Below are 24,840 nucleotides of genomic sequence, written 5' to 3' on the forward strand. Positions count from 1 at the left end.
GTGATCGCATGAGTGGAATCAATTTAGAACATATCAGCCAGCATTTTGGCGAGCAGATTGCTCTTGATGATGTCAGTCTTACGGTAAAAGAGGGAGAGTTTTTCTCCCTTCTTGGCCCTAGTGGCTGCGGAAAATCAACTTTACTCAATATCATTGGTGGTTTTTTAGAACCGACAAAAGGAGTCGTCTATATTGGTGATCAGGATGTGACGACTTTACCTCCTTATCAAAGGAAAACGGGGATGGTCTTTCAAAGCTATGCACTTTTCCCACATCTCACCGTATTTGATAATGTTGCATATGGGTTGAAGGTTCAAAAGAAAAAGAAGGCGGAAATCAAGCAAAAGGTGATGGAGAGCTTGGCTCTTGTTCAATTAGAGTCATTTGCCAAACGTATGCCGCACCAATTAAGTGGTGGTCAGCAGCAACGGGTCGCAATTGCACGTGCACTTGCTATCCAGCCGGCTGTTCTCCTTCTGGATGAACCACTCAGTAACCTAGATGCAAAGCTAAGAAAAAATATGCAGACGGAGCTGCGAAATATTCAACGGAATGTCGGAATTACGACTATTCTTGTGACGCATGATCAGGAGGAAGCCCTAAGTCTTTCTGACCGAATTGGGATATTAGGTGAGGGGAAAATTCAGCAGATTGGGACACCTTTAGAAGTATATCGTCAGCCAAATAATCGTTTTGTTGCTGAATTTATCGGACAGGTCAATCTATTTGAAGCGGAATATGATGAAGTTACTTCCACATACACTGTTCCACATTTCATTCAATCAAACGGGAAGCAAGTTCAGCTAAAAGTTGCCGCATTTAAAGAGAAGAGCGAGAAGCATTTACTCATGCTGCGTCCTGAGAGAATCAAGTTATCTTCTGTCGGGGAGGAAGTTCAGCCAAATCATGTCACAGGCGTGTTGGCAGATGTCAGTTATATTGGGCACTCTTTACGTTTGGTCGTTGGGCTTAATCAAGGTGAAATCATTGTCCATGCATCAGACGCAGCGTTTCCCGAGCTGCCTCAAGTTGGAGAAACTGTGCATATTCATTGGCAGCCTGAAGATATTGTGTTCTTAGATTCGAAGGTGCATGTGTGATGCGAATCAAAAAAAAGAATCAGCGATTTCATTGGTTTATGCTGCTGCCAGCTTGTTTGTTTCTAGTTGTATTCCTTCTTGCTCCGCTTGTGATGATGTTTGTCCTCAGTTTTCGTGATGTGGATTCGATGATGAATACGTTACAATCCTATAGTTTGTCTCAATATTTACATGTATTTACGACAGATGCATATGTGAAAGCAATTGGAAGTACTGTGTGGGTGGCCTTACAGACAACGGTGATTTGTTTATTGATGGCATATCCAGCAGCTTATGTGCTAGTGAAAGCACCTCACCCAAGATTGCGGGCTTTTTTCTATATCTTACTTGTATCGCCGCTTTTGACGAGTGTCGTCATTCGGACATTTGCATGGATCGTGCTTCTTTCGCAAAATGGCTTGATCAATGGCATGCTGATCGATTTACATCTGATTGAGAAACCGCTATCGATGCTGTGGAATATGAATGCGGTCATTATTGCTTATGTTCAAGTGATGCTGCCTTTTGCAGTGCTGCCTATTGCAACTAGCTTAACTGATATGGACCGTCACTTAAGACCGGCTTCTATGAGTCTTGGTGCTGGTCGTATTCGGACATTTTTTCATGTGACCTTGCCGCTTACGATTCCAGGCATGATCACCGGAGCAATTATTGTCTTCTCACTTGCAGCAGGAAGCTATATTACTCCTTTGCTAGTCGGCGGACGGATGCAACCGCTCTTGCCACTGTCCATTTATCAGCAGGTCATGCAGGTGTATAACTTGCCTCTTGCCGCTGCGATGTCCTTTACTTTATTGATTTGTGTGCTAGCGGTCGTCAGTCTATTAAGCTATTTATTGAAGCGTTGGGAGGCGAGGATGCATGCGTAAAAAATCAATAGGTGACCGTTTGCTTTCGGTTCTGATATGGACCGCAGGCTCACTCGTTTATCTCTTTTTAACCGTACCTGTTCTTGTCATTGTTCTTTCTGCTTTTAGTCCGAATGCTTTTCCTGAATTCCCGCCGACTTCGTTTTCCGTTCGCTGGTTTCATGAGGTCGTGTCGAATCCAGAATGGATGGAATCTTTGCGTATCAGCGTGATTCTGTTATTGATTGTGACGCCGCTTACTGTTCTTTTAGGAACGATGGCTTCTTATGCTTTAGCAAGGCTTTCCTTTAAGGGAAAGGAAGCTGTTCAAGCCTTTATTTTGTCACCTCTTATGATTCCTCAAGTGGTATTAGGGATTGCGATGCTGTATTTGTTTACAGCTATGGGCTTTACAGGGTCTTTGTGGGCATTAGTCATTGGGCATGTCATCATTGGTTTTCCTTATGTGGTACGAACCGTGGGTGTCAGTGTTTCAAATCTTGATCCACGTCTTGAGCTAGCTTCCATGAATCTTGGTGCAGGGCCCATACGTACTTTCTTTCGTGTGACACTGCCCTTGATCAAGCCTGGTATTATCGCAGGTGGGGTGTTTTCTGCTGTGACATCATTTGGTGAAATCTCGATTAGTTTGTTCGTTTCTTCACCTCAAACCATTACGATTCCCGTGAGGACGTTTAATTACATTGAGCAAACTTTTGATCCGAGTGTCAATGCGATATCTGTCATATTTATTATCATTTCTATCATTGCGTTGCTCATTATTGAGAAAACGATTGGTCTGTCTAAGGTGATGTAAATATAATGAAGAAACAAGGAGCTGTCATTTGAAATGACAGCTCTTTTTGTATTGTTTTTTATGGTAAAAATATTCAAAGTTTTATGGAATATAGTTCTTAAGGTTTAAGAAAATGCGAGGCGTGATAGGAGACCTCTCTCCTACATTTTCGGTCATATTTGAAAAATTTAAGGAAAAACATGAAATTTTTGCGGTAATTGGTCATTTATTTTCGGTGGAACGCAACTATTATTAGTTATTTTCGGTAAATATCGTAAATTATGATGTGATCCCTTCGGCATAACGCATGAATCTTTACACCCATTTTTCGGTGAAAAAAACAATAATTTCATATAAAGTGGACGTAAATAGAAAATATCTAAAAGAAAAGAAGAAAAAGGCAAATCTATGGAAACATAGAGACGCAAAGCCATGTCCTAAGGTAAAAGTTGCTTTTTTACTATGGTCGGCAGGTTACCGAATCAAAATGGGAGTCCCTCCGTTTTATTCGGGGTGGGCTCCTTTTTTGTTATTCCGTCTATTTTAATGAAATAGACTTGGTTCTTTTGATATAGAGGGTGCAGGGTATCACAGTTGGTGGAGAAAACATAGAAGAGCGGAGGATGAGAATGAGTACAGTTTATTACCCCTTAACACATGCGCAAAAGCGAGTATTCTACACGGAAAGATTTTATCCAGGCACAAGTATTTCTAATTTGGGTGGGTTTGCCAAGTTAAGATCGGTATCAGGTCTAAATCCTTCTTTGATCGTGGATGTGCTTCAAGCGTACATTCGTGAAACTGATTCTCTTCGTTTAAGGCTGGTGTATCGACATGAGCAGGAGGAGCCCGTTCAATATATCAAGCCATATGAAAAACAGCCGATTCGTTTGGTGAAAGGCTGGAGTGAAAAGGAAGTCAGAGCGTGGGCGAACGAGGAGATTCGTGAGCCGATGGAACTGATTGATCGTTCCTTAATTGAATTTACGGTCTTTCAAATCAGTGATCAAGAGTGCTGGCTGTTCTGTAAAGCACATCATATTGTGGCTGATGGTATTTCAATTATCTTGATGGGAAATCGAATCATTGATCTATACCATGACATGCTGCAGGGGACAGACATCTCCCCAATTGAAGACATTTCCTTCGTTGATCACATCATGAGTGAGCAAACGTATGAATCTTCTAAACGTTTTCAGAAAGACCAAGCTTTTTGGAACGAGCAATTTTCCAATATTCCAGATTTCGCTTCTTTAACACCGCATAAAGGTTACGAGATGAGCTTACATGCGGAGAGATTTTCAGGGGATATTCCTGATTCTTTAAAGGAGAAGCTTCGAGTCTTTTGTGAAGAAGAGAAAGTCAGTATGCTTTCTATGTTTATGTCCGCTGTCTATATTTACTTGCACCGATTTAGCGGCATGGAGGATGTGGTCCTTGGCACTTTTATGGGCAATCGGACAAATGCAAAGGAAAAAAAGATGATTGGGATGTTTGTGTCGACCATTCCGATGCGCGCATCTGTGCAAGGATCCCTCACGTTTCTTGATTTCGTGAAGCAGGTCATGGCGGATCAGATGAAGATCTTGCGTCATCAAAAATATCCTTACAATGTGCTCATGAATGATTTAAGGGAAAGAGATGGATTTACAGGGCGCCTGTTTGATATTTCTTTAGAGTATCAGGTCATGCAGTGGCAGAAAAAAGAGAATCTTTCGTTCATTACGGAGCCGATTTTTAGTGGAAGCGGGATGAATGATATATCGATTCATGTGAAGGACCGCTGGGATACAGATACATTGACCATTGATTTGGATTACCGTACAGACCTATTTAGTGAAGACGATATGAGTAAGCTGTTTGATCGATTGATCATTTTGCTGGAGGCGGCGGTCTCTCAGCCAGATCAGCTGATTGGGGCTCTCTCTTTACTGCCAGCAGATGAACAAAAGCAACTGCTTCAATTATCTAAGGGAGAAGCATTTGATTTACCAGGAGCGAAACCAGTTCACCACTTATTTGATGAGGTAGCTAAAACGTATTCAGAACGGGCAGCTGTGGTAGCGGAAAATGGAACGTTCACTTATGGAGAGCTGTATCAAAAAGCGGACAAACTGGCACGGTTTTTACAGATGAAAGGTGTCTCGCGTGATGTACCAGTTGCCGTTTTAATGGAACGGACGGCAGATGCGATGGTTGCCATTTTTGGGATATTAAAAGCTGGCGGTGCATATGTACCGATCGATCCGGCATTACCTGAGGAACGCATTCAATTTATTGTAGAAGATTCTGGTGCTTCTATCGTTTTAACAGAAGAATCGTTTGTTCAGCAATATTCATCCATTGCGGAAAAAATGATTGTCCAGCAGCATATGGAATTAGAAGATCGTCCGCTGCCTGAGCTGATCGATCAGACGACATCACAGGATTTGGCTTATCTTATTTATACATCGGGTACAACTGGAAAGCCGAAGGGAGTGATGATCGAGCATCTTCAGCTGCATCATTTGGTTCATGCCCTGCATCACGAAGTGTATGAGGGGGCAAATCAGCTTCAAGTGGCGCTTCTTGCACCGTTCCATTTCGATGCATCTGTTAAACAAATCTTTGCTGCTCTTTTATTTGGACATACGCTTCATATTGTGCCAAGAGAAACGACACGAAACGGTGTACAGCTAGCGGCTTATTACAAAGAACATCAAATTAAGGCAACAGATGGAACGCCAGCACATGTGCAGCTTTTACTTGCAGCTGATTTGGATGGGCTTGCACTGACTCATATGCTGATTGGGGGAGAAGCACTCCCTGCGAAAGCAGCGCAGGCGCTGATTGAAGCTGTGCGTGTCAGCCAGCCGGATTTTGCCTTGTGGAATGTGTATGGTCCGACAGAAACGTGTGTGGATGCGGCGGTTCACCGTCTAGATCTCAGTGAGCTGCAGAAGTCACCAGAACAGCGCTATGTGTCAATTGGAAAGCCACTGGGCCATCACCGGATTTATATTTTAAATGAACATGAACAACTACAGGTGCAGGGAGCTGTGGGAGAACTATGCATTGCGGGAATAGGAGTTGGACGGGGCTATGTGAATCAGCCTGAATTGACGGAGAAGGCATTCAGACCAGATCCATTTTTTCCTGAAGACCGGATGTATCGCACAGGTGATGTAGTGAGATGGCTTCCAGACGGCACAATTGATTACCTTGGAAGAATAGATGACCAAGTAAAAATAAGAGGTTACCGCATCGAAACAGGTGAAATTGAGGCGGTCATGGAGCAGGTAGACGGAGTCGATCAGGCTGTTGTCCTTGTCGTGGATGAACCGGACGGTGGAAAGGCTTTAAGTGCTTACTATCAAGCACGACAAGAATTTCTTTCCGTGGACACCCTGCAAGCCGCTATCAAACATCAGTTGCCAGCTTATATGATGCCGCTTTATTTCAAGCAGCTTGAGGCATTTCCACTGACAGTGAGTGGGAAAGTCGACCGGCGTGCGCTTGCTGTATTAAAAGGAGACAAGGCTGTCAGTGCTGTTTATGTAGCGCCTAGAAACGATGTAGAAACGAAGCTTGTTCGTTTGTGGGAAGACGTTCTTCATCAAGAGAACATAGGTGTGTACGACTCATTCTTTGACCTAGGCGGGCATTCACTCAAAGCGATGAAAGTTCTTACACTCGTTCAGCGGGCTTTTCAAGTGGAGGTCCCTTTATCTGTTTTATTTGAACAGCAAACGATTTCAGCACTTGCTGTTTATATTGAACAAGCGGAAAAGTCTTCACAAGTGGTCATACCGAAAGCACCGACTGCCGCCGATTATCCACTGTCACCAGCGCAGCAGCGTGTTTATATGGTGACTCAGCTGGAGCAGAGCATCGCCTATCATATGCCTGCCGTTGTGAAATTAAGAGGAACGCTGCAACGAGAGAAGTTGGAGGGAGCTTTTGAAAAACTGATCGCACGTCATGATATGCTGCGAACTTCTTTTCATACAGTCAAAGGAGTCCCTCGTCAGCGGGTAGCTTCATCCGTCCCATTTCAAATAGAACAGCTGACAGGCAGCACGATGGAAGAGAACATGCGTCAATTTGTCAGACCTTTTCATCTTGAGCAGGCTCCGCTTTTGCGTGTTGGGCTACAGTCTTTACATGATCAGGAGCATCTTCTCTATTTCGATATGCATCATCTGATTTCAGATGGTCTTTCAATTGATTTGATGCTGCGTGAGCTGTCTGACGCATATGAGGGATTAGTGAAAGCGCCATTGAAGCTTCAATATCAAGATTATGCTGTTTGGCAAGAACAACAGGCAGAGCAAGGCGATCAAATAGATGAAGCATTCTGGCTGAAAGAATTTTCAGGAGATATCCCTGCTTTGCAGCTTCTAACTGATTATCAGCGTCCGGCTGTCCAGTCTTTCGCTGGAGACCGTGTTCTCAGAAACATCGATGAGACGTTAACAGGCCGTTTGCAGGAGCTTGCAGCGAATCATCATACGACGCTGTATACCGTGTTGCTTTCTGCTTACTATACATTGCTTGCGAAATACACAGGTCAAAAGGAGTTTGTTGTGGGGACACCGACAGCAGGCCGGGTGCATGCAGATTTGAATGACATGATCGGCATGTTTGTCCAAACACTTGCTTTACGTTCAGAGGTAGATCCGAACGGTTCAATGACGCAGTTGATTGAGCAAGTAAAGGAAAAGACGATGAGGGCGTTTGAGCATCAGCAATATCCATTCGAGCGGCTGCTTGAAAAGCTAAATGTGCAAAGAGATTTTAGCCGCCATCCATTATTTGATACGGTCTTTACTCTAACGCCAGATCATTCAACAGCCCAGCATATTGGAGAGATGAAAGTCGAAGTCGAGGAAACCAATTTCCATATTGCAAAGTTTGATCTCACACTTCAAGCGATGGAGTCAAGTCATGGTCTTTCCTTTGTTCTCGATTACAGTACGGCGTTATTTAAACGAAGTACTGCCGAGCAGATGCTCAAGCATTATGTTTATCTTCTGGAGCAGATGGTCGAAATGCCGGAGCAAGCGATTCAATCATACCGCTTACTCTCTGAACAAGAAGCAGCGTCTCAATTGAAGATGTGGAACCCGTTACCTACGCCTTATCCTGCGGAAGAAACCATTGTGACGCAATTTGAATCACAAGTAGAGCAGCACGGTCATCAGCCTGCTTTGCAATATAAAGATGAGGTTCTTTCTTATCAAGAGCTGAATCGCAGAGTGAACCAGCTGGCTCATTATTTACACGAACATGGTTTTGAAAAAGGGATGACAGCGGCTTTATTCTTTGAACGTTCTAATGAGATGGTGCTGTCCGTTTTAGCTGTGCTAAAGGCTGGCGGTGTCTATGTGCCAATCGATCCTGACTTCCCTGATGAGCGCATCAAGCACTTTTTGACAGATAGTGGTGCACAGTTTGTCCTGACCCATCAGGTGCTGCGTCATCGTTCTGTGCTTACTGCGTTTGAAGGGAAAATCATAGAAACAGAAGATCAAGCCGTTGATCAGCAGTCAGAGAGCAATCCAGTTGTATGTGTTTCGCCTTTGGACTTGGCGAATTTGACCTACACATCTGGTACGACAGGCAAACCTAAAGGGAACATGGTGACGCACCGGAACATTTTGAGAACAGTGAAGCAGTCGAATTATCTCACCATTCATCATGAAGACACGGTGATGAGCCTTTCAAACTATGTATTTGATGCATTTATGTTTGATGTGTTTGGCGCTTTATTGAACGGAGCGAAACTCATTGTTTTGCCAAAGGATCACATTTTAAATATGAATGAGCTTTCTGGCGCGATTGAGAAGGAAAAAGTCAGTATTTTAATGATCACGACCGCTCTATTTCACTTACTGATTGATATGAAAAAAGGCAGCCTGAAAAACGTCAGAAAAGTGCTGTTTGGCGGGGAACGTGCTTCTGTGCCGCATGTTGTGGCAGCCCTTGAAACGGTTGGAGAAGACAAACTCATTCATATGTATGGACCTTCTGAAAGCACGATTTTCACAACGTATTATCCGGTGAATCACATTGAAGAACAAGCACTGTCGATTCCGATCGGAAAGCCGGTGAGTCAAACGGCTGTTTATATTGTTGATGAGTTTGGACATGTGCAGCCGCCGGGAGTAGCTGGAGAGCTTTGTGTCGCAGGTGAAGGACTGGTCAAGGGGTATTATCGCCAGCCAGAGTTAACGAGCGAAAAGTTTGTTGAAAATCCTTTCCGATCTGGTGAAGTCATGTACAAAACGGGCGATCTCGCACGATGGCTGTCAAATGGAGATATTGAATTCATTGGGCGAATCGATCATCAAGTCAAGATTCGAGGTCAGCGTATCGAACTTGGCGAAATTGAACACCAGCTATTGCAGCATCCGCAAGTGAAAGAAGCCGTTGTCATTGCGTTATCAAATGAAACATTATGTGCATATTTCACAGCAGAAGGTGCTGTTCCACTGTCGGATTTACGTGAGCAAGCAGGACGAGAACTCCCTGTTTATATGATGCCAGCTTTCTTCATGCAATTAGACGAGCTGCCACTAACGGGGAATGGCAAGGTAGACAGACGGGCATTACCGATACCTGATGTGAGTGAACAGGCGGCAAATGAATACGTCCCTCCTCAATCAGATACAGAGCGTATATTGGCACACATTTGGGAGGAAGTTCTTGAAGTGCCGAAAATCGGCAGACATGATCATTTCTTTGAATGCGGAGGTCATTCACTGCGCGGCATGAAAATGCTGAACAGGCTCTATGAAGAGATGCATGTGGAATGTCCGTTGAAAACATTATTTGAATCACCCACTTTAGAGGCGTTTGCCCTTGCGGTGGATCAAACAGATCGAACTGAAATCAGACGAGTGGAAAAAGCGGAAGAAGCGGCTGTTTATCCTGTGACATCTGCTCAGAAAAGATTGTTTGTTCTGCAAAAAATGACAGATGCCGAGCAGAGCTATCATATGCCAGCTGCTTTAAAGCTTGAAGGTGTATTTGATGAAAAACGATTTAAAAAAGCCATAAACCAGCTTGTTCATCGCCATGAAGCATTCCGTACGAGCTTTGACTTCGTTCATGGTGAACCTGTTCAGCGAATTGAAACGAATGTTTCTGTGAACATTGAAAACATCGAAGGGAACGGCCGAGACATTCAGCAATTAATGAATGATTTTATCCGTCCATTTGATGTAGAAAAAGCGCCGCTGCTTAGAGTGGGACTTGTGTCTGAATCGGAGAGTGTTCATTATCTGTTGATTGATATGCACCACATCATTTCAGATGGTGCGTCTGTCGGTATTTTAATTGATGAGCTATCGATCTTGTATCGAGGAGACGAACTTGATGAATTGCCTATTCAATATAAGGACTATGCGGTCTGGTCAAACAGTGAAGAATCCCTTGCGAAAAAAGAGGCTGAAGCGGTGTTTTGGTTGGAACAATTACAAGGAGAACTGCCTGTTTTGGCACTGCCTGAGGATCTTCCGAGACCAAAGGTTCAGACGTTTGAAGGGGGCCGCGTCGAATTCTCTATAGACGGTGCGCTTAAATCGCAATTGGATGAGCTGGTTAGATCACTCAACAGTACAACGTATACAGTGCTACTTGCTTGCTACAGTACGCTTTTAAGCAAGCTTTCGAGACAAGAAGACATCATGATCGGTTCTCCAGTGGTGGGCAGAACTCATCCTGATATTCAATCAGTCATCGGCATGTTTGTGAATACGCTGGCACTCAGAACAAAACCAGAAGGACATCAGACATTTTCTCAATTTGCGTCAACAGTTCATGAGCTTGTGTTAGCGGCAAATGAACATCAACTTTACCCATTTGAAGAATTGGTGGACCAAGTGCAAACGGTTCGCGACACAAGCCGCCATCCAATCTTTGATGTGGTGTTCTCGATGGAAAATGCAGATATTCGTGACCTATCGATGGATGGACTTCACATTGTTCCACAATCATTCAATGAGAACATAGCCAAATTTGACTTAACCTTAACTGGAAACGAATCTGACGATCAAATCGAGCTTGTGTTTGATTATAATTCTTCTATCTTTGAACGGTCGTCGATTGAGAAGTGGAAGGAGTATTTCCTTTACTTGATCGAACAAATGGTGTCAGCACCAGATCAATTATTAGATCAGATGCAATTATTATCACCAGCGCAGCAGCAAAAACTGCTTGATGAATGGTCAGGACCTATCCTAAATGTCCCGACAGATCAAACGGTTCATGCATTGATTGAGGCGAGGTCACAAGAAGTACCTGATCAAAAAGCCGCATCCTTCTGCGGGTCAAGCTGGACGTATGAAGAACTGAACAACCGAGCGAATACAGTCGCCGCAACACTTATGTCCACCGGCACAAAATCGGGAGACCGCATCGGCATTCTCACACGTCCATCGCTCGAGATGACAGCCGCTGTTCTCGGTGTGCTCAAGGCAGGTGCGGCATTCGTGCCGATTGATGCCGATTATCCAGCGCAGCGCATTGCCTACATGCTGGAAGATGGCGGGGCAGAGGTCCTTCTGATTCAGAAAGAGCTCACTGCACCACCTTCTTTCACAGGTCATACCCTCTTCATAGAAGAGGCAGTAGAAGGAGAAGCACACGAGATTCAGGTTCCTGTCAAACCAACGGATCTCGCCTATATGATTTACACATCTGGAACGACTGGACAGCCGAAGGGTGTCATGGTCGAGCACCAGTCCCTTGTCAATCTCGCCTACTGGCACAATGATGCCTTCCAGGTGACGAAACAAGACCGAACCGCCAAATATGCCGGCTTTGGCTTTGATGCCTCCATTTGGGAGATGTTCCCGACGTGGATGGCCGGCGCAGAGCTCCATATCATCGACGAAGCGATTCGCCTCGATATGATCAAGCTCAATTCGTATTTTAATCACGAAGGCATCACCATTGCATTCCTGCCAACACAGCTATGTGAGCAGTTTATGTCGATGGACAATCATTCTCTCCGTTACTTACTGACAGGCGGGGACAAGCTAAAACAGGTGAAGCCCGTTCCATACAAACTCGTCAATAACTACGGCCCAACAGAAAATACGGTCGTGGCGACAAGCGGGATCATTGATCCAGATCAAGGCACGCTTCCTATCGGAACAGCGATTGCCAATACTCGTTTTTACATTATGGGTTCGTTATATGACCTCTCGCCGCAAGGCGTACCGGGTGAGCTCGTGATTGCGGGGAAAGGACTGGCAAGAGGCTACTGGAATCTCCCAGAGGAAACGGACAAACGGTTTGTCCCAGATCCGTTTTATCCAGGAGAGCGTATGTACCGTACAGGCGACTTGGTGAAATGGACCGAGGATGGCGAGCTGATTTATCTCGGTAGAAAAGACCATCAAGTGAACATCCGCGGCTTCCGGATTGAGCTGTCAGAAATTGAAGCACAGCTCCTTACGCTAAATGAAGTGAAAGAAGCCGTCGTGACAACGGCCAAAGACGCAAGTGATCAAGACGCTCTTGTCGCTTACGTCATCACAGATAAAGAAACGGATACGTTGAAAGAAAACTTAAAGCGCATCTTGCCAGAATATATGGTGCCATCATGGATCATCAAGCTAGACCAACTGCCGATGACGGCAAATGGAAAAGTAGATCTCAAAGCACTGCCAGCACCTGATGTGGAAGCGAATCAAACAGCATACGAAGCGCCAAGAGATGAAGTGGAAGCACTGCTTTGCGGCATTTGGGAAGATGTACTTGGCATCAGCCAAGTCGGTATTCACGACCACTTCTTCTTCCTTGGCGGAGATTCGATTAAAGGCATCCAAATGGCAAGCAGACTTACGCAAGAGGGCTGGAAGCTCGATATGAAGCTGCTTTTCCAATATCCAACGATTGCGGAGCTTCGCCCATATATCGAAGAAGCGGACCTTCTCACAGCCGATCAGTCAGCTGTCGAAGGAGAGGCCATTTTAACACCGATCCAGCGCTGGTTCTTTGAACGTAACTTCAGCAGCCAGCATCATTGGAATCAGTCCGTTATGCTCCATGCGGCAAATGGTTTGGATGAAGCGCTTGTCAAGCAAGTGCTCGAGCAGATGATGACCCATCATGATGCTTTGCGATTGGTTTATCCGATAGAAGAAGGACACATCATTCAGCGTCATCGTGGAGTAGACGAAAACGATGTAGCGGTGGACGTGATAGAAGTACAAGGAGAACGATCACAGCAAATCGAGCAGGTAGAAAAGCTGGCAAATGAAGTGCAGGCGAGTATTTCTTTAACAGAGGGACCATTAGTCAAACCTGCGATTTTCCGTACGGATCATGGAGATCACTTATTGCTCGTTGTACATCATCTTGTCATTGATGGTGTGTCATGGCGTATTTTCCTTGAAGACTTCATGGCTCTTTATGAGCAGGCGAAGCGTGGGGAAGAGCTGACACTTCCTGAAAAAACACATTCATTCCAAGCATATGCCCAGAAGTTGACGGAATATGCAGTGTCAGATGAGCTGCTGGCAGAAAGGGACTATTGGAAAAAGGTACTTGGGCATTTAACTGCACCTCTGCAAAAGGATCATGTTACAGAGGATCAAAGAATGCTGCATACAAAAACCATTCGCTTTACGCTGTCTGAGGAAGAAACACGCAGCCTACTGACAGAAGTACATGAGGCGTACCATACGGAAATCAATGACATTTTGCTAACCGCTTTAGGATTGACCCTGAAAGAGTGGACAGGAGAAGACAGACACTTTATTCACCTTGAAGGACATGGAAGGGAAGACATCCTTCCGGCGGTCAATGTGTCGCGGACCATCGGCTGGTTTACGAGCATGTATCCTGTGCTGCTTGATTTGTCGCATGCGGAGGATCTTTCGTATCAAATCAAGCTTTTGAAAGAAGAGCTCAGACACATTCCGAACAAGGGAATCGGCTATGGCGTTTTAAAATACTTAACGCCTGACAAAATGAAGGACGGTCTCGCATTTGATGTCACGCCAGATATCAGCTTTAACTATCTTGGTCAGTTTGATGAACAGATTGGCGGGGGTGAACTAAGTCGATCCACTTGGCAGGCAGGTCAATCGTTAAGTCCAGAATCAGAGAAACCTCATGCATTAGATATTGTTGGTTTCGTAGAACAGGGCATGTTCCATATGACGATGTCATATCACCAGCTTGAATTCGAAGAGCAAACGATGGAGCAGTTCAAGGACCTTTTAGAAAAGAACGTGAAGGCACTCATCTCACATTGTGTATCACAAGATGAAGCGCAAATTACGCCTAGTGATGTAGGTGACGATGACCTGACCATGGATGAACTTGAAAAGCTAATGGATATATTTTAAGCAAACGAAGAGGTGGACTATGAGCAAACAGAAGATTCAAAAGGTATATCCTTTAACACCAATGCAAGAAGGCATGTTATATCATGCCATGCTAGATCCTAATTCGTCCTCTTATTTCACACAGCTGGAGCTTGGAATAAGAGGGAAGTTTGATCTCGATCTTTTTGAAAAAAGTCTCAATGAGCTCATCGGCACATATGACATTCTCCGTACAGCCTTTGTCTATCAGCAATTACAGAAGCCTCGACAGGTTGTACTGGCAGAGCGCAATCTAGATGTGTATAGAGAGAATCTATCTCACCTGAACCATCAGGAACAGCAAAAGGTACTAGATCAATATAAAAAGCAAGTGAGAAAACAAGGCTTCCATTTAACGAATGATTTGTTATTGAAGGTCGCTGTTTTTCAACTGAATGAAACAAACTGGCATCTCATTTGGAGCAACCATCACATCATCATGGATGGTTGGTCCATGGGAGTTTTGATGAAAAAATTGTTTCATTACTACGAATCTTATCGGAACGGCAAAACGCCGGATCGCTCACAAGGAAAACCTTATGCAGATTATATCCAGTGGCTTGGCAAGCAAAATCAACAAGCAGCGGAAGGCTATTGGAAGGATCGCTTAGACGGTGCGATTCAGCATCAAGGGCTTTTGCAGCAAAAAGAAGCGAACGGACAATATGACCATCAGGAATGGACGTTCACATGGGATGCTGAAATGGTCAGCAGCATTCAAGAGATCGCAAGGAATTGCCAAGTGACAGCACCAAATCTATTCCAAGCTGTTTGGTCGGTTCTTTTAGGCACTTACCATGCGGCAAATGATGTCACTTTCGGAACAGTCGTATCTGGCAGGCCGCCAAGTGTGGCTGGGATAGAACAGATGGCAGGGCTTTTTATCAATACAATACCGGTCAGGGTAGAAATGAATCAGGAAGACACCTTCAAACAGCTGTTTCAAAAAGTTCAGCAGCATGCGCTGGAAGCGGAAAACTATGATTTTATGCCGCTTTATGACATTCAGCAACAGGCAGCTGCAGGAGGACAACTCTTCGATCACTTGGTCGGGTTTGAGAACTATCCTTTAGATCAAGAGCTATCTGGTGACACCATGTCGGAACGTCTAGGGTTTTCCATTGATGTAAAAGACGGATTTGAACAAACGAATTTCGATCTAAATGTCCTCGTATATCCAGGTGAAACATGGACATTGAAAATCAAATACAATGCGGTGGCTTTTGAAGAAGAGATCATTGAAAAAATATCGAAACACTTGACCAACCTCATGAAGCAGATCATCGAGAATCCGGAAGTTCGCCTTCATGACGTGACGTGTATCACTGAAGAAGAAAAACAGCAGATTGAAGCATGGAACAAGACAGAACGAGATTATCCAAAGCATCTGTCTATTCCTGAGCTTCTGAAAGAACGCATTCAAACGCAGCCAGACCATCTGGCGTTAGTCGAAGGAGAGCGGGCATTCACCTATGAAGAACTCGGCCAAGAAATCCATCGTGTTGCGGGACATTTGATTGATAGCGGAGTGAAACAAGAAGATGCCGTCGCAGTGTATATGAATCGATCTGCTGAAGCAGTGATCGCCATTTTAGCGGTTCTTCAAGCAGGAGCTGCTTATGTACCAATTGATCCAGCCCAGCCAGAGGAGAGAATCCGCTTTATGCTTGAAGACAGCGGTGCATCCGTTTTGCTCTATGCGGATAGCCAGCCGCCAGTTCATGAAAGCATCCAAGCCATTCGTGTGTCGGACATATCGAATCATTCCAACGGACCATTCGAAGTCGAGACCTCTCCTTCGCAATTGGCGTATATCATGTACACGTCGGGGTCAACCGGCCGGCCAAAAGGTGTTCAAATTGAGCATCAGCATATTGTCAGATTGGCTTGTTCTCAGGAGACACTGGGCTTGAACAAGTCGGATCGTATGGCACATACAGGAGCAGTCAGCTTTGATGCCATTACCTTTGAAATTTTCACCACATTGCTGAACGGTGCAACGCTTTATCCTGTTGACCGTGACACGTTATTGGACATCAACCGGTTTGAACGCTTTATCCAAACGAATCAAATCTCGGCGCTCTTTTTAACGACAGGTTTGTTTAATCAACTCGCTCAGCAGCGACCGCATATGTTTAAAGGATTGTCCAAATTGATCACAGGCGGTGATGTGATCAATGTGAAAAGTGCAGAGCTTGTGAAGAAACATCATCCATCACTTGTTTTACTGAATGCGTATGGCCCAACAGAAAACACCACCATCTCAACCATTTATGAGGTGAGAGGGGATGAAACGGGCACGATTCCAATTGGTCAGCCGATCAATCATTCGTCCGCTTACATTTTAGATGACAATCAAAGACTTCAGCCAATTGGTGCGCCAGGAGAGCTGTATGTCGGCGGAGACGGTGTCTCAAGAGGATATCTCCATCGTCCAGAATTAACAGAGCAAGTATTTATCGCTGATCCTTTCAAGGCAGAAGGGCGTTTGTATCGAACAGGAGATTTGGCTAGGTACGGTTCAAATGGTCAAATCGAATTCCTCGGACGGACAGATGATCAAGTGAAAATCCGCGGCTTCCGTATTGAACTCGGTGAAATTGAAACGATTCTTCAACAAGAGACAGGGATCGATGATGCGGTTGTGCTCATCCATGCGTCTCCTTCAGAAGAAAAAGAAATGACCGCTTACTATACGGGAACGATCAGAGAAGAAGAGGTGCGGGCTCTATTCAATCAAGCACTGCCAGCATATATGATACCTCATCACGTCATGAAGCTAGATGCTTTTCCGCTTACCGCAAACGGAAAGGTTGATCGAAAAGCTTTACCAACGCCTGACGAAGCTGATCGTGAAGAAATCAGGATCATTCCACCTGAAACCGAGACGGAAAAGGCGCTTGCTCAAATTTGGGAGGAACTGCTTGGGAAAGCGGTGGGAATAGATGAGCATTTCTTCATGACTGGCGGACATTCACTCAAAGCAATGATGATGTCAGCCAAAATCCAAGAAGTGTTCCAAAAGGAAGTTCCGATTCAAGTGATATTCGAAAAGCCAACGGTTCGATCGCTTGCGTCATACATTGACCAGGACGGTCAAGAAGAACAAGGACATCCGATCTTACCGGCAGCGAAGGCGGAGGACTATCCAGTGTCGCCAGCTCAGCGGCGCTTATACATTTTACAAACACTTGAACCTAAGAGTACGAACTATCATATTCCGATCGTCTTAACGCTTGAAGGTACGCTCGATCATCAGCGACTCACCTCAGCATTTGATGAATTGATTCAAACGCATGAAATCTTAAGAACGAGTTTTCATATGAAAGGCGAGAACATCGTCCAAAGGGTACATGAACGAGCGGTATTTGATCTCCCTGTCCATGATGTAAAGGAAGAAGAGGCCGAGGCATTTCTTGCTGAACGTCAGGCGCCGTTTGATTTGACAGCCGCTCCCCTCCTGCGGGCACAGTTGCTCAAAGTGAGTGACGACCGTCATCTTTTAGTTCTGGAAGCACATCACCTGATTACAGATGGCAGTTCCATGAAGACGTTCATTCAGGATTTGGCGAAAGCCTATGATGGAGAGGCACTTGCAGAAAGAGCCATTCATTATAAAGATTACGCTGTCTGGCAGTTAAGTGAAGAAGAAACAGAGAAACAGCGTGCGCATGAAGCGTATTGGCTGAAACAATTCGATGGAGATGTACCGGTTTTAGATTTGCCGACAGACTACCCGCGTCCAGTGGAACGTGATTTTTCTGGAGAACGGGTGATGTTTGGCTGTGATCAAGCGACGACTCAGCGTATTCATGAGCTGCTCAAGAAAACAGATACGACGCTGTACATGTTCTTGTTATCTGCATTTCAAGTGCTGCTCGCATCCTACAGCGGACAGGAAGATATCATTGTCGGATCTCCTGTTGCGGGGCGAACACATCCAGATATTCAGGACATGCCAGGGATGTTCATCAATACCATTGCGATGCGCGGGAAACCGGAACAAACAAAGTCATTTTTACAGCTGCTTGAAGAAATAAAAGAAACGAGTGTAGATGCTTTTGCACATCAAAGCTATCCGCTCGAAGAGTTAATCGCGCGTCTGCCGCTTGATCGTGATACAACCCGAAGCCCGCTCTTTAGTGTTTCGTTTAATATGCAGAACATGGATGTTCCTGCACTAAAGCTCGGCGATCTGAACATTTCGCCTTATGCGATGCAGCACCGATCCGTCAAATTTGATCTGTCTCTAGAAGCATTTGAACGTGAGGGAGAAATAAAACTAAGCCTAGACTATGCAACGGCATTATTTAAAGAGGAAACCATCCGCCGGTTCGGAACACATCTGCTTGCGATTATTCGTGAGGCGGTCCAGCATCCGAATGAACAAATTGGCTTGCTCAATCTCTTGGATCAGCATGAGCAAATGGAGCGGCTGGAGAAAAGGGACGGAGAACAAACAGGTCAACATGAGCCGTACCATGTGCAATTTTCACGTCAAGCCATGGAAACGCCTGATGCCATTGCGGTGATGGATGGTGAAAGGAAGCTGACCTACCGTGAACTAGATCACATGTCCAATGCTCTTTGCAGTGAGCTGAAGATGCAAGGCGTAGAGAAAGAAAGCACAGTCGCGCTTATTCTTGATCGGTCTGTCTATGTCATTGTCTCGATGCTAGGTGTAATGAAAGCGGGCGGTGCATTTGTACCAATTGATCCAGCTTTTCCTGCGGAACGTATTCGTTACACACTAAAAGATTCAGGGGCAAAAGTCATCGTGGCAAATGAGTCTCTTGGCGATTCCTATCAGCATCTCAAGTCGATTCAGGTCGTACATGTGGAGAAAGCCGTCCAACGAAACGATTCTCTAGACCTGCCGGACGTATCGGTTGATCAACTGGCTTATGTGATTTACACATCTGGAACAACAGGGAAGCCAAAGGGTGTACAGCTCACGCATCGTAATCTATCACACTACGTCAATTGGTTGACACATGAAGTGACTTTACAAGAATGCGATCGAACAGCACTCCTGTCTTCTTATGCATACGACCTTGGTTACACAAGCATTTTCCCGGTTCTAAAAGCAGGCGGGACACTCTATATTCCTCGTGAAGACGTGTATACAGACCCTGTACGTCTCATGCGTTTTATTGATGAACAAGAGCTGACTTATATCAAAATGACACCATCCTTATTTCATATGATGGCAGATTCAAAGGGATATACATTTGACGCTTTACGGCTTGTGGTATTGGGAGGAGAACCGATTGTCTCTGAAGATGTTGAAACATTTATGAAGCAGCATCCATGCGTGGCAGTAATGAACCATTACGGTCCGACAGAAACAACGATTGGTACAGTGAGCAAGCTAATGACACCGCATGAGCTGGATGCTTTAAAGGAGCGTTCTATCATCGGAAAGCCTATTGCTCATACAAGAGCGCTCGTATGCAATCGTGAGCAGCGCCTTGTCCCTTATGGCGCACCGGGTGAGCTCTACATTTCAGGTGATGGTGTTTCAAAAGGTTATTTGAATCAGCCTGAATTAACAGCAGAGCGTTTTCTTGAAAATCCTTATTTCCCTCAAGAGCGGATGTATCGGACTGGAGATTTGGTCAGACAGCATGCAAATGGGGAGATTGAATTCCTTGGAAGAGTAGACGATCAAGTGAAAATTCGCGGTTATCGAATTGAGAAACAAGAAATTGAGCATGCCGCACGTGCCCTTTTAACCATTCAAAAAGTGTATGTCAAAGTGATCAACACATCTCGTTTACCGGAGCTGGCGTTATATTATACAGCACCTGATCACATTGGAACGTTGACATTTAGAGAAAAGCTTTCAGAGACACTGCCGGATTACATGATTCCTACTTATTTTGTCAAAGTGGATCATATGCCGCTGACGCAAAACGGAAAAGTAGATGCAAAATCTCTGCCGCTTCCTCATGAGGCACATATGAATCGCACGGCACATGCAGCACCAGAAACGGCGCTTGAGCAGACGCTTTGTGATATTTGGTCAGATGTTCTTGAGATTGAAAAAGTCGGCATTGATGACCATTTCTTTGAATTAGGCGGGCATTCTCTGAAAGGCATGGTGCTCATTTCGAAAATCCAAGCCAAACTGAATCAGCATGTACCACTCAAGGTTCTTTTTGAAAAGCCAACAATACGGGAGATAGCTGCCTATTTGGAAGAAGCTGATGCTTCGCTCGTCACATCGATTCAGCCAGCGAAAAAGCAAGATTTCTATCCAGTCTCTTCCGCACAAAAGCGAATGTACGTATTACAGCAGCTACATCCAGAATCCGTCACCTACCATATGCCAGCCGTTTTCATGATGGAAGGAAACCTTGATCTGAAGCAGCTAGAAGGAGCGATTCAAGCTTTAATTGATAGACATGAGTCATTGCGGACAGCCTTTGTTGAAATTGACGGCAGTCCCGTCCAGAAAATTTATCGCCGTGTGCCGTTTACGTTACAGATGGTTGAAGTAGAAAGCGATCAGGTACAATCCGTCGTAGACAACTTCATGACACCATTCTCATTACATCAAGCACCTCTAATGAGAGCGAAAGTGGCAAAGCTGTCTGATGACAAATATGTGTTCATGATGAATATGCACCATATCATCGCAGACGGGGTGACACGCAGTCTGCTCATTCAAGAATTAGCGAAGTTGTATGAGCATAAGACGTTACCGCCAGTTCAGTTGCACTACAAGGATTATGCGGTATGGCAGCAAGAGGAAGAGCAGCAAGTAGCACTTGAAAAACAGCGGCAGTATTGGCTGGAGCAATATGCACAGCCGCCAGAAGACTTAGCACTTCCGCTTGATTTCCCGCGGCCTAGCGTGCAGTCATTTGCAGGAGACCGGATTGATAGATGGCTGTCTGCTGAAAAGGCGCAGCATGTCAAAGCGCTCATGGCTGAAAAAAATGTGAGTTTGAACATGGTGATGCAAACGGCCTTTGCCATTCTCCTTCATAAATTGACTGGGCAGCATGACATCGTCATAGGGGCTGTAACGGCTGGACGTACACATGCGTCAATCGAACGGATTCCGGGCATGTTTGTGAATACACTGGCCCTTCGACATGACGTTCAGTTAGAAGAAACTGCAGAGCATCTGCTAGAAAAAATAAAAGATCACAATCTATCAGCTTATGAACATCAAGGATTCCCGTTTGAGGATTTGGTCGCGCAGTTAGACCTTCCGAAAGACACGAGCCGCAACCCGTTGTTTAGTGTCATGATGACAACGGATGAGCGTGATCTGACGTTACCGAATTTGAATGGACTTACGCTTTCACACAGACAGCAAGAAGCCGTTCAGGCAAAGTTTGATTTAACGCTCGGCATCTTTGAGGAACAAGATCAAATGGGCTTGCGCTTTGAATATGCAGCGGCACTATTTAAAAAGAGTACCATTCAGCGATGGAGTCAATATTTTGAGCGAATCATAGACGAAATGCTTGCGAAATTGAATCAGTCGATCTCGACCATCTCCATCTTAACAAAAGAAGAAGAGCGACATCTGCTTGATGAATGGTCCGGACCTGTCCTAGATGTCCCGACAGATCAAACGGTTCATACATTGATTGAGGCGAAGTCACAAGAAGTACCTCATCAAAAAGCCGCAACTTTCTGCGGCACAAGCTGGACGTATGAAGAACTGAACAACCGGGCGAATACAGTCGCCGCAAGACTCATTTCCACCGGCACAAAACCGGGAGACCGCATCGGCATTCTCACGCGTCCATCGCTCGAGATGACAGCCGCTGTTCTCGGTGTGCTCAAGGCAGGTGCGGCATTCGTGCCGATTGATGCCGATTATCCAGCGCAGCGCATTGCCTACATGCTGGAAGATTGCGGGGCAGAGGTCCTTCTGATTCAGAAAGAGCTCACTGCACCACCTTCTTTCACAGGTCATACCCTCTTCATAGAAGAGGCAGTAGAAGGAGAAGCGCACGAGATTCAGGTTCCTGTCAAACCAACGGATCTCGCTTATATGATTTACACATCTGGAACGACTGGACAGCCGAAGGGTGTCATGGTCGAGCATCAGTCTCTTGTCAATCTTGCTTTTTGGCACAATGATGCTTTCCAGGTGACGAAACAAGACCGAACCGCCAAATATGCCGGCTTTGGCTTTGATGCCTCCATTTGGGAGATGTTCCCGACGTGGATCGCCGGCGCAGAGCTCCATATCATCGATGAAGCGATTCGCCTCGATATGATCAAGCTCAATACGTATTTCAATGACGAAGGCATTACCATTGCGTTTCTGCCAACACAGCTATGTGAGCAGTTTATGTCGATGGACAATCATTCTCTCCGTTACTTACTGACAGGCGGGGACAAGCTGAAACAGGTGAAGCCCGTTCCATACAAACTCGTGAATAACTACGGCCCAACAGAAAATACGGTCGTGGCGACAAGCGGGATCATTGATCCAGATCAAGGCACGCTTCCTATCGGAACAGCGATTGCCAATACTCGTTTTTACATTATGGGTTCGTTATATGATCTCTCGCCGCAAGGCGTACCGGGTGAGCTCGTGATTGCAGGGAAAGGACTGGCAAGAGGCTACTGGAATCTACCAGAGGAAACGGACAAACGGTTTGTCCCAGATCCATTTTATCCAGGAGAGCGCATGTACCGTACAGGTGATTTGGTGAAGTGGACAGAGGATGGCGAACTGATCTATCTCGGTAGAAAAGACCATCAAGTGAGCATCCGCGGATTCCGTATTGAGCTATCAGAAATTGAAGCGCAGCTCCTTGCGCTAAATGAAGTGAAAGAAGCCGTCGTGACAACGGTCAAAGACGCAAGTGATCAAGACGCTCTTGTCGCTTACGTCATTACAGATGCAGAAACGGCTGCGCTGAAAGAAAGCTTAAAGCGCATCTTGCCTGAATATATGGTGCCATCATGGATCATCAAGCTAGACCAACTGCCAATGACGGCAAATGGCAAAGTGGATCTCAAAGCACTGCCAGCACCTGATGTGGAAGCGAATCAAACAGCATACGAAGCCCCAAGAGATGAAGTGGAAGCACTACTTTGCGGCATTTGGGAAGATGTACTTGGCGTCAGCCAAGTTGGTATTCACGACCACTTCTTCTTCCTTGGCGGAGATTCGATTAAAGGCATCCAGATGGCAAGCAGACTCACGCAAGAAGGCTGGAAGCTCGATATGAAACTGCTTTTCCAATACCCAACGATTGCGGAGCTTCGCCCATATATCGAAGAAGCGGACCTTCTCACAGCTGATCAGTCAGCTGTGGAAGGAGAGGTCATTTTAACACCGATTCAGCGCTGGTTCTTTGAACGGAACTTTGATCACCAGCACCACTGGAATCTCTCAATGATGCTTCATGCACCAAAAGGGTTTGACTTGGCTGTCACAGAACAAGTTCTGCAAAAACTGCTCTCACATCATGATGCACTGCGCATGGTGTTCAGACAGGAGCATGATGACATGCTGCAATACAATCAGCGGGAGTTGACAGAACCATTTTCAATTATTTCTTGTGATGTTTCAAAAGCGCAAGATGTGAAACAGGCGATTTCCACATACGCCAATGAGTATCAGCGTCAACTGAATCTTGAAAAGGGTCCATTGATGAAAGTGATTTGTTTCCATACAGAAAACGGTGATCACTTACTCATCATCACACATCATCTTGTGATTGACGGCGTTTCTTGCCGGATTTTACTAGAAGACTTTATGTCTCTTTATCATCAGGCAGAAAAAGGAGAAACGATGGTTCTGCCGCCAAAAACGCACTCTTTCAAAGAATGGGCAGAAGCGATTGAACGATATGCGCAGTCACAGCTGCTAAAAAACCAGAAGGAGTATTGGGCAGCGATTGAAAATAGACCGTTTACGACTTTACCTGTTGACCATGAAGTAAAAGAAAGAAAAGTCGCGGATACGAAAGCGGTCAAAATGCAGCTGACAGAAGCAGAAACCGAGCATCTGTTAACGAATATCCATCTTCCGTACACAACAGAAATGAATGATATTCTTCTATGTGCGCTTGGGCTGGCCGTTCAGGAATGGACAGGTCAATCTCATGTACATGTACAGCTTGAAGGTCATGGAAGAGAGGACATTTTATCAGGATTAGATATATCCCGCACAGTTGGCTGGTTTACGAGCATGTATCCAGTCGTTCTTGAAGCGAAACCGAATCAGACCATTGCAGACGCTATCAAAGGAACGAAAGAGATGCTGCGGCGTGTACCGAATAAAGGGATTGGTTACGGTATTTTAAGATACATGACACCATCCGAACCGTCAGTCAAACACGTGCAGCCTGAAATCAGCTTGAACTATCTCGGGCAGATTGATCAGGAAGTGACGACAGAACTCTTTGGGCCCTCAACCTATGATATGGGCCGTCAAGCAAGCCCTGAATCTGAAGCTGTTTATAAGCTGAACCTCAGCGGTCTTGTTCAGCACAATCAATTCATTCTGTCGTGCTCATATTGTGCAAGTGAATATGAAGAACAAACGATACAGCAGTTCATCGCATTGTTGAAGGAGAAGATCAGATCCATCATCACCCATTGCTTAGCGCATCAAGAGCGAGAATTTACACCAAGTGACTTCTCGGCTGCAGACCTTGAAATGGATGAAATGGACGATATCTTTGACATGCTTGAGGAGAAATTGACCTAACACCACTAGATCAGTCATGAAAAAGGGGAAGGAGGAA

Annotated in this window: 5 protein-coding genes and 1 riboswitch; all 5 genes read left to right on the forward strand. The window is 45.2% G+C overall.

Annotated features, from left to right (window positions below):
* Positions 1–8 precede the first annotated feature (8 nt).
* The 5 genes from ID12_RS06815 to ID12_RS06835 all read left to right on the forward strand — a co-directional run bounded on the left by ID12_RS06815 (position 9) and on the right by ID12_RS06835 (position 24,803).
* The gene (locus ID12_RS06815; RefSeq protein WP_050826931.1) at positions 9–1,100 is read left to right on the forward strand and encodes an ABC transporter ATP-binding protein; all 1,092 of its coding nucleotides are present in this window, start codon (positions 9–11) and stop codon (positions 1,098–1,100) included.
* The gene (locus tag ID12_RS06820; RefSeq protein ID WP_008347830.1) at positions 1,100–1,969 is read left to right on the forward strand and encodes an ABC transporter permease; all 870 of its coding nucleotides are present in this window, start codon (positions 1,100–1,102) and stop codon (positions 1,967–1,969) included. Before ID12_RS06815 ends, ID12_RS06820 begins: the two co-directional genes overlap by 1 nt.
* Positions 1,962–2,765, forward strand: coding sequence for an ABC transporter permease (locus tag ID12_RS06825; protein WP_007498221.1), 804 nt, complete (start codon positions 1,962–1,964; stop codon positions 2,763–2,765). The genes ID12_RS06820 and ID12_RS06825 overlap by 8 nt, the downstream gene beginning before the upstream one ends.
* A gap of 368 nt (positions 2,766–3,133) precedes the next feature.
* A riboswitch (cyclic di-GMP riboswitch) is annotated at positions 3,134–3,226 on the forward strand.
* A 147-nt stretch (positions 3,227–3,373) separates the two neighbouring features.
* Positions 3,374–14,089, forward strand: a complete 10,716-nt coding sequence (locus ID12_RS06830) for a non-ribosomal peptide synthetase (RefSeq protein WP_050826932.1) — start codon at positions 3,374–3,376, stop codon at positions 14,087–14,089.
* 19 nt (positions 14,090–14,108) lie between these two features.
* Positions 14,109–24,803 (forward strand): non-ribosomal peptide synthetase, encoded by a 10,695-nt coding sequence (locus ID12_RS06835; protein WP_050826933.1) that lies wholly within the window; start codon positions 14,109–14,111, stop codon positions 24,801–24,803.
* The last annotated feature ends 37 nt before the right edge of the window (positions 24,804–24,840 follow it).

It is taken from the genome of Bacillus altitudinis, from assembly GCF_001191605.1.
Taxonomy (GTDB): domain Bacteria; phylum Bacillota; class Bacilli; order Bacillales; family Bacillaceae; genus Bacillus; species Bacillus altitudinis.

Excerpts from the sequence above, each read along its gene's own strand:
- ID12_RS06820 (WP_008347830.1), top strand. The coding sequence starts at position 1,100 with ATGCGAATCAAAAAAAAGAATCAGCGATTTCATTGGTTTATGCTGCTG.
- ID12_RS06830 (WP_050826932.1), top strand. The coding sequence starts at position 3,374 with ATGAGTACAGTTTATTACCCCTTAACACATGCGCAAAAGCGAGTATTC.
- ID12_RS06835 (WP_050826933.1), top strand. The coding sequence starts at position 14,109 with ATGAGCAAACAGAAGATTCAAAAGGTATATCCTTTAACACCAATGCAA.
- ID12_RS06825 (WP_007498221.1), top strand. The coding sequence starts at position 1,962 with ATGCGTAAAAAATCAATAGGTGACCGTTTGCTTTCGGTTCTGATATGG.
- ID12_RS06815 (WP_050826931.1), top strand. The coding sequence starts at position 9 with ATGAGTGGAATCAATTTAGAACATATCAGCCAGCATTTTGGCGAGCAG.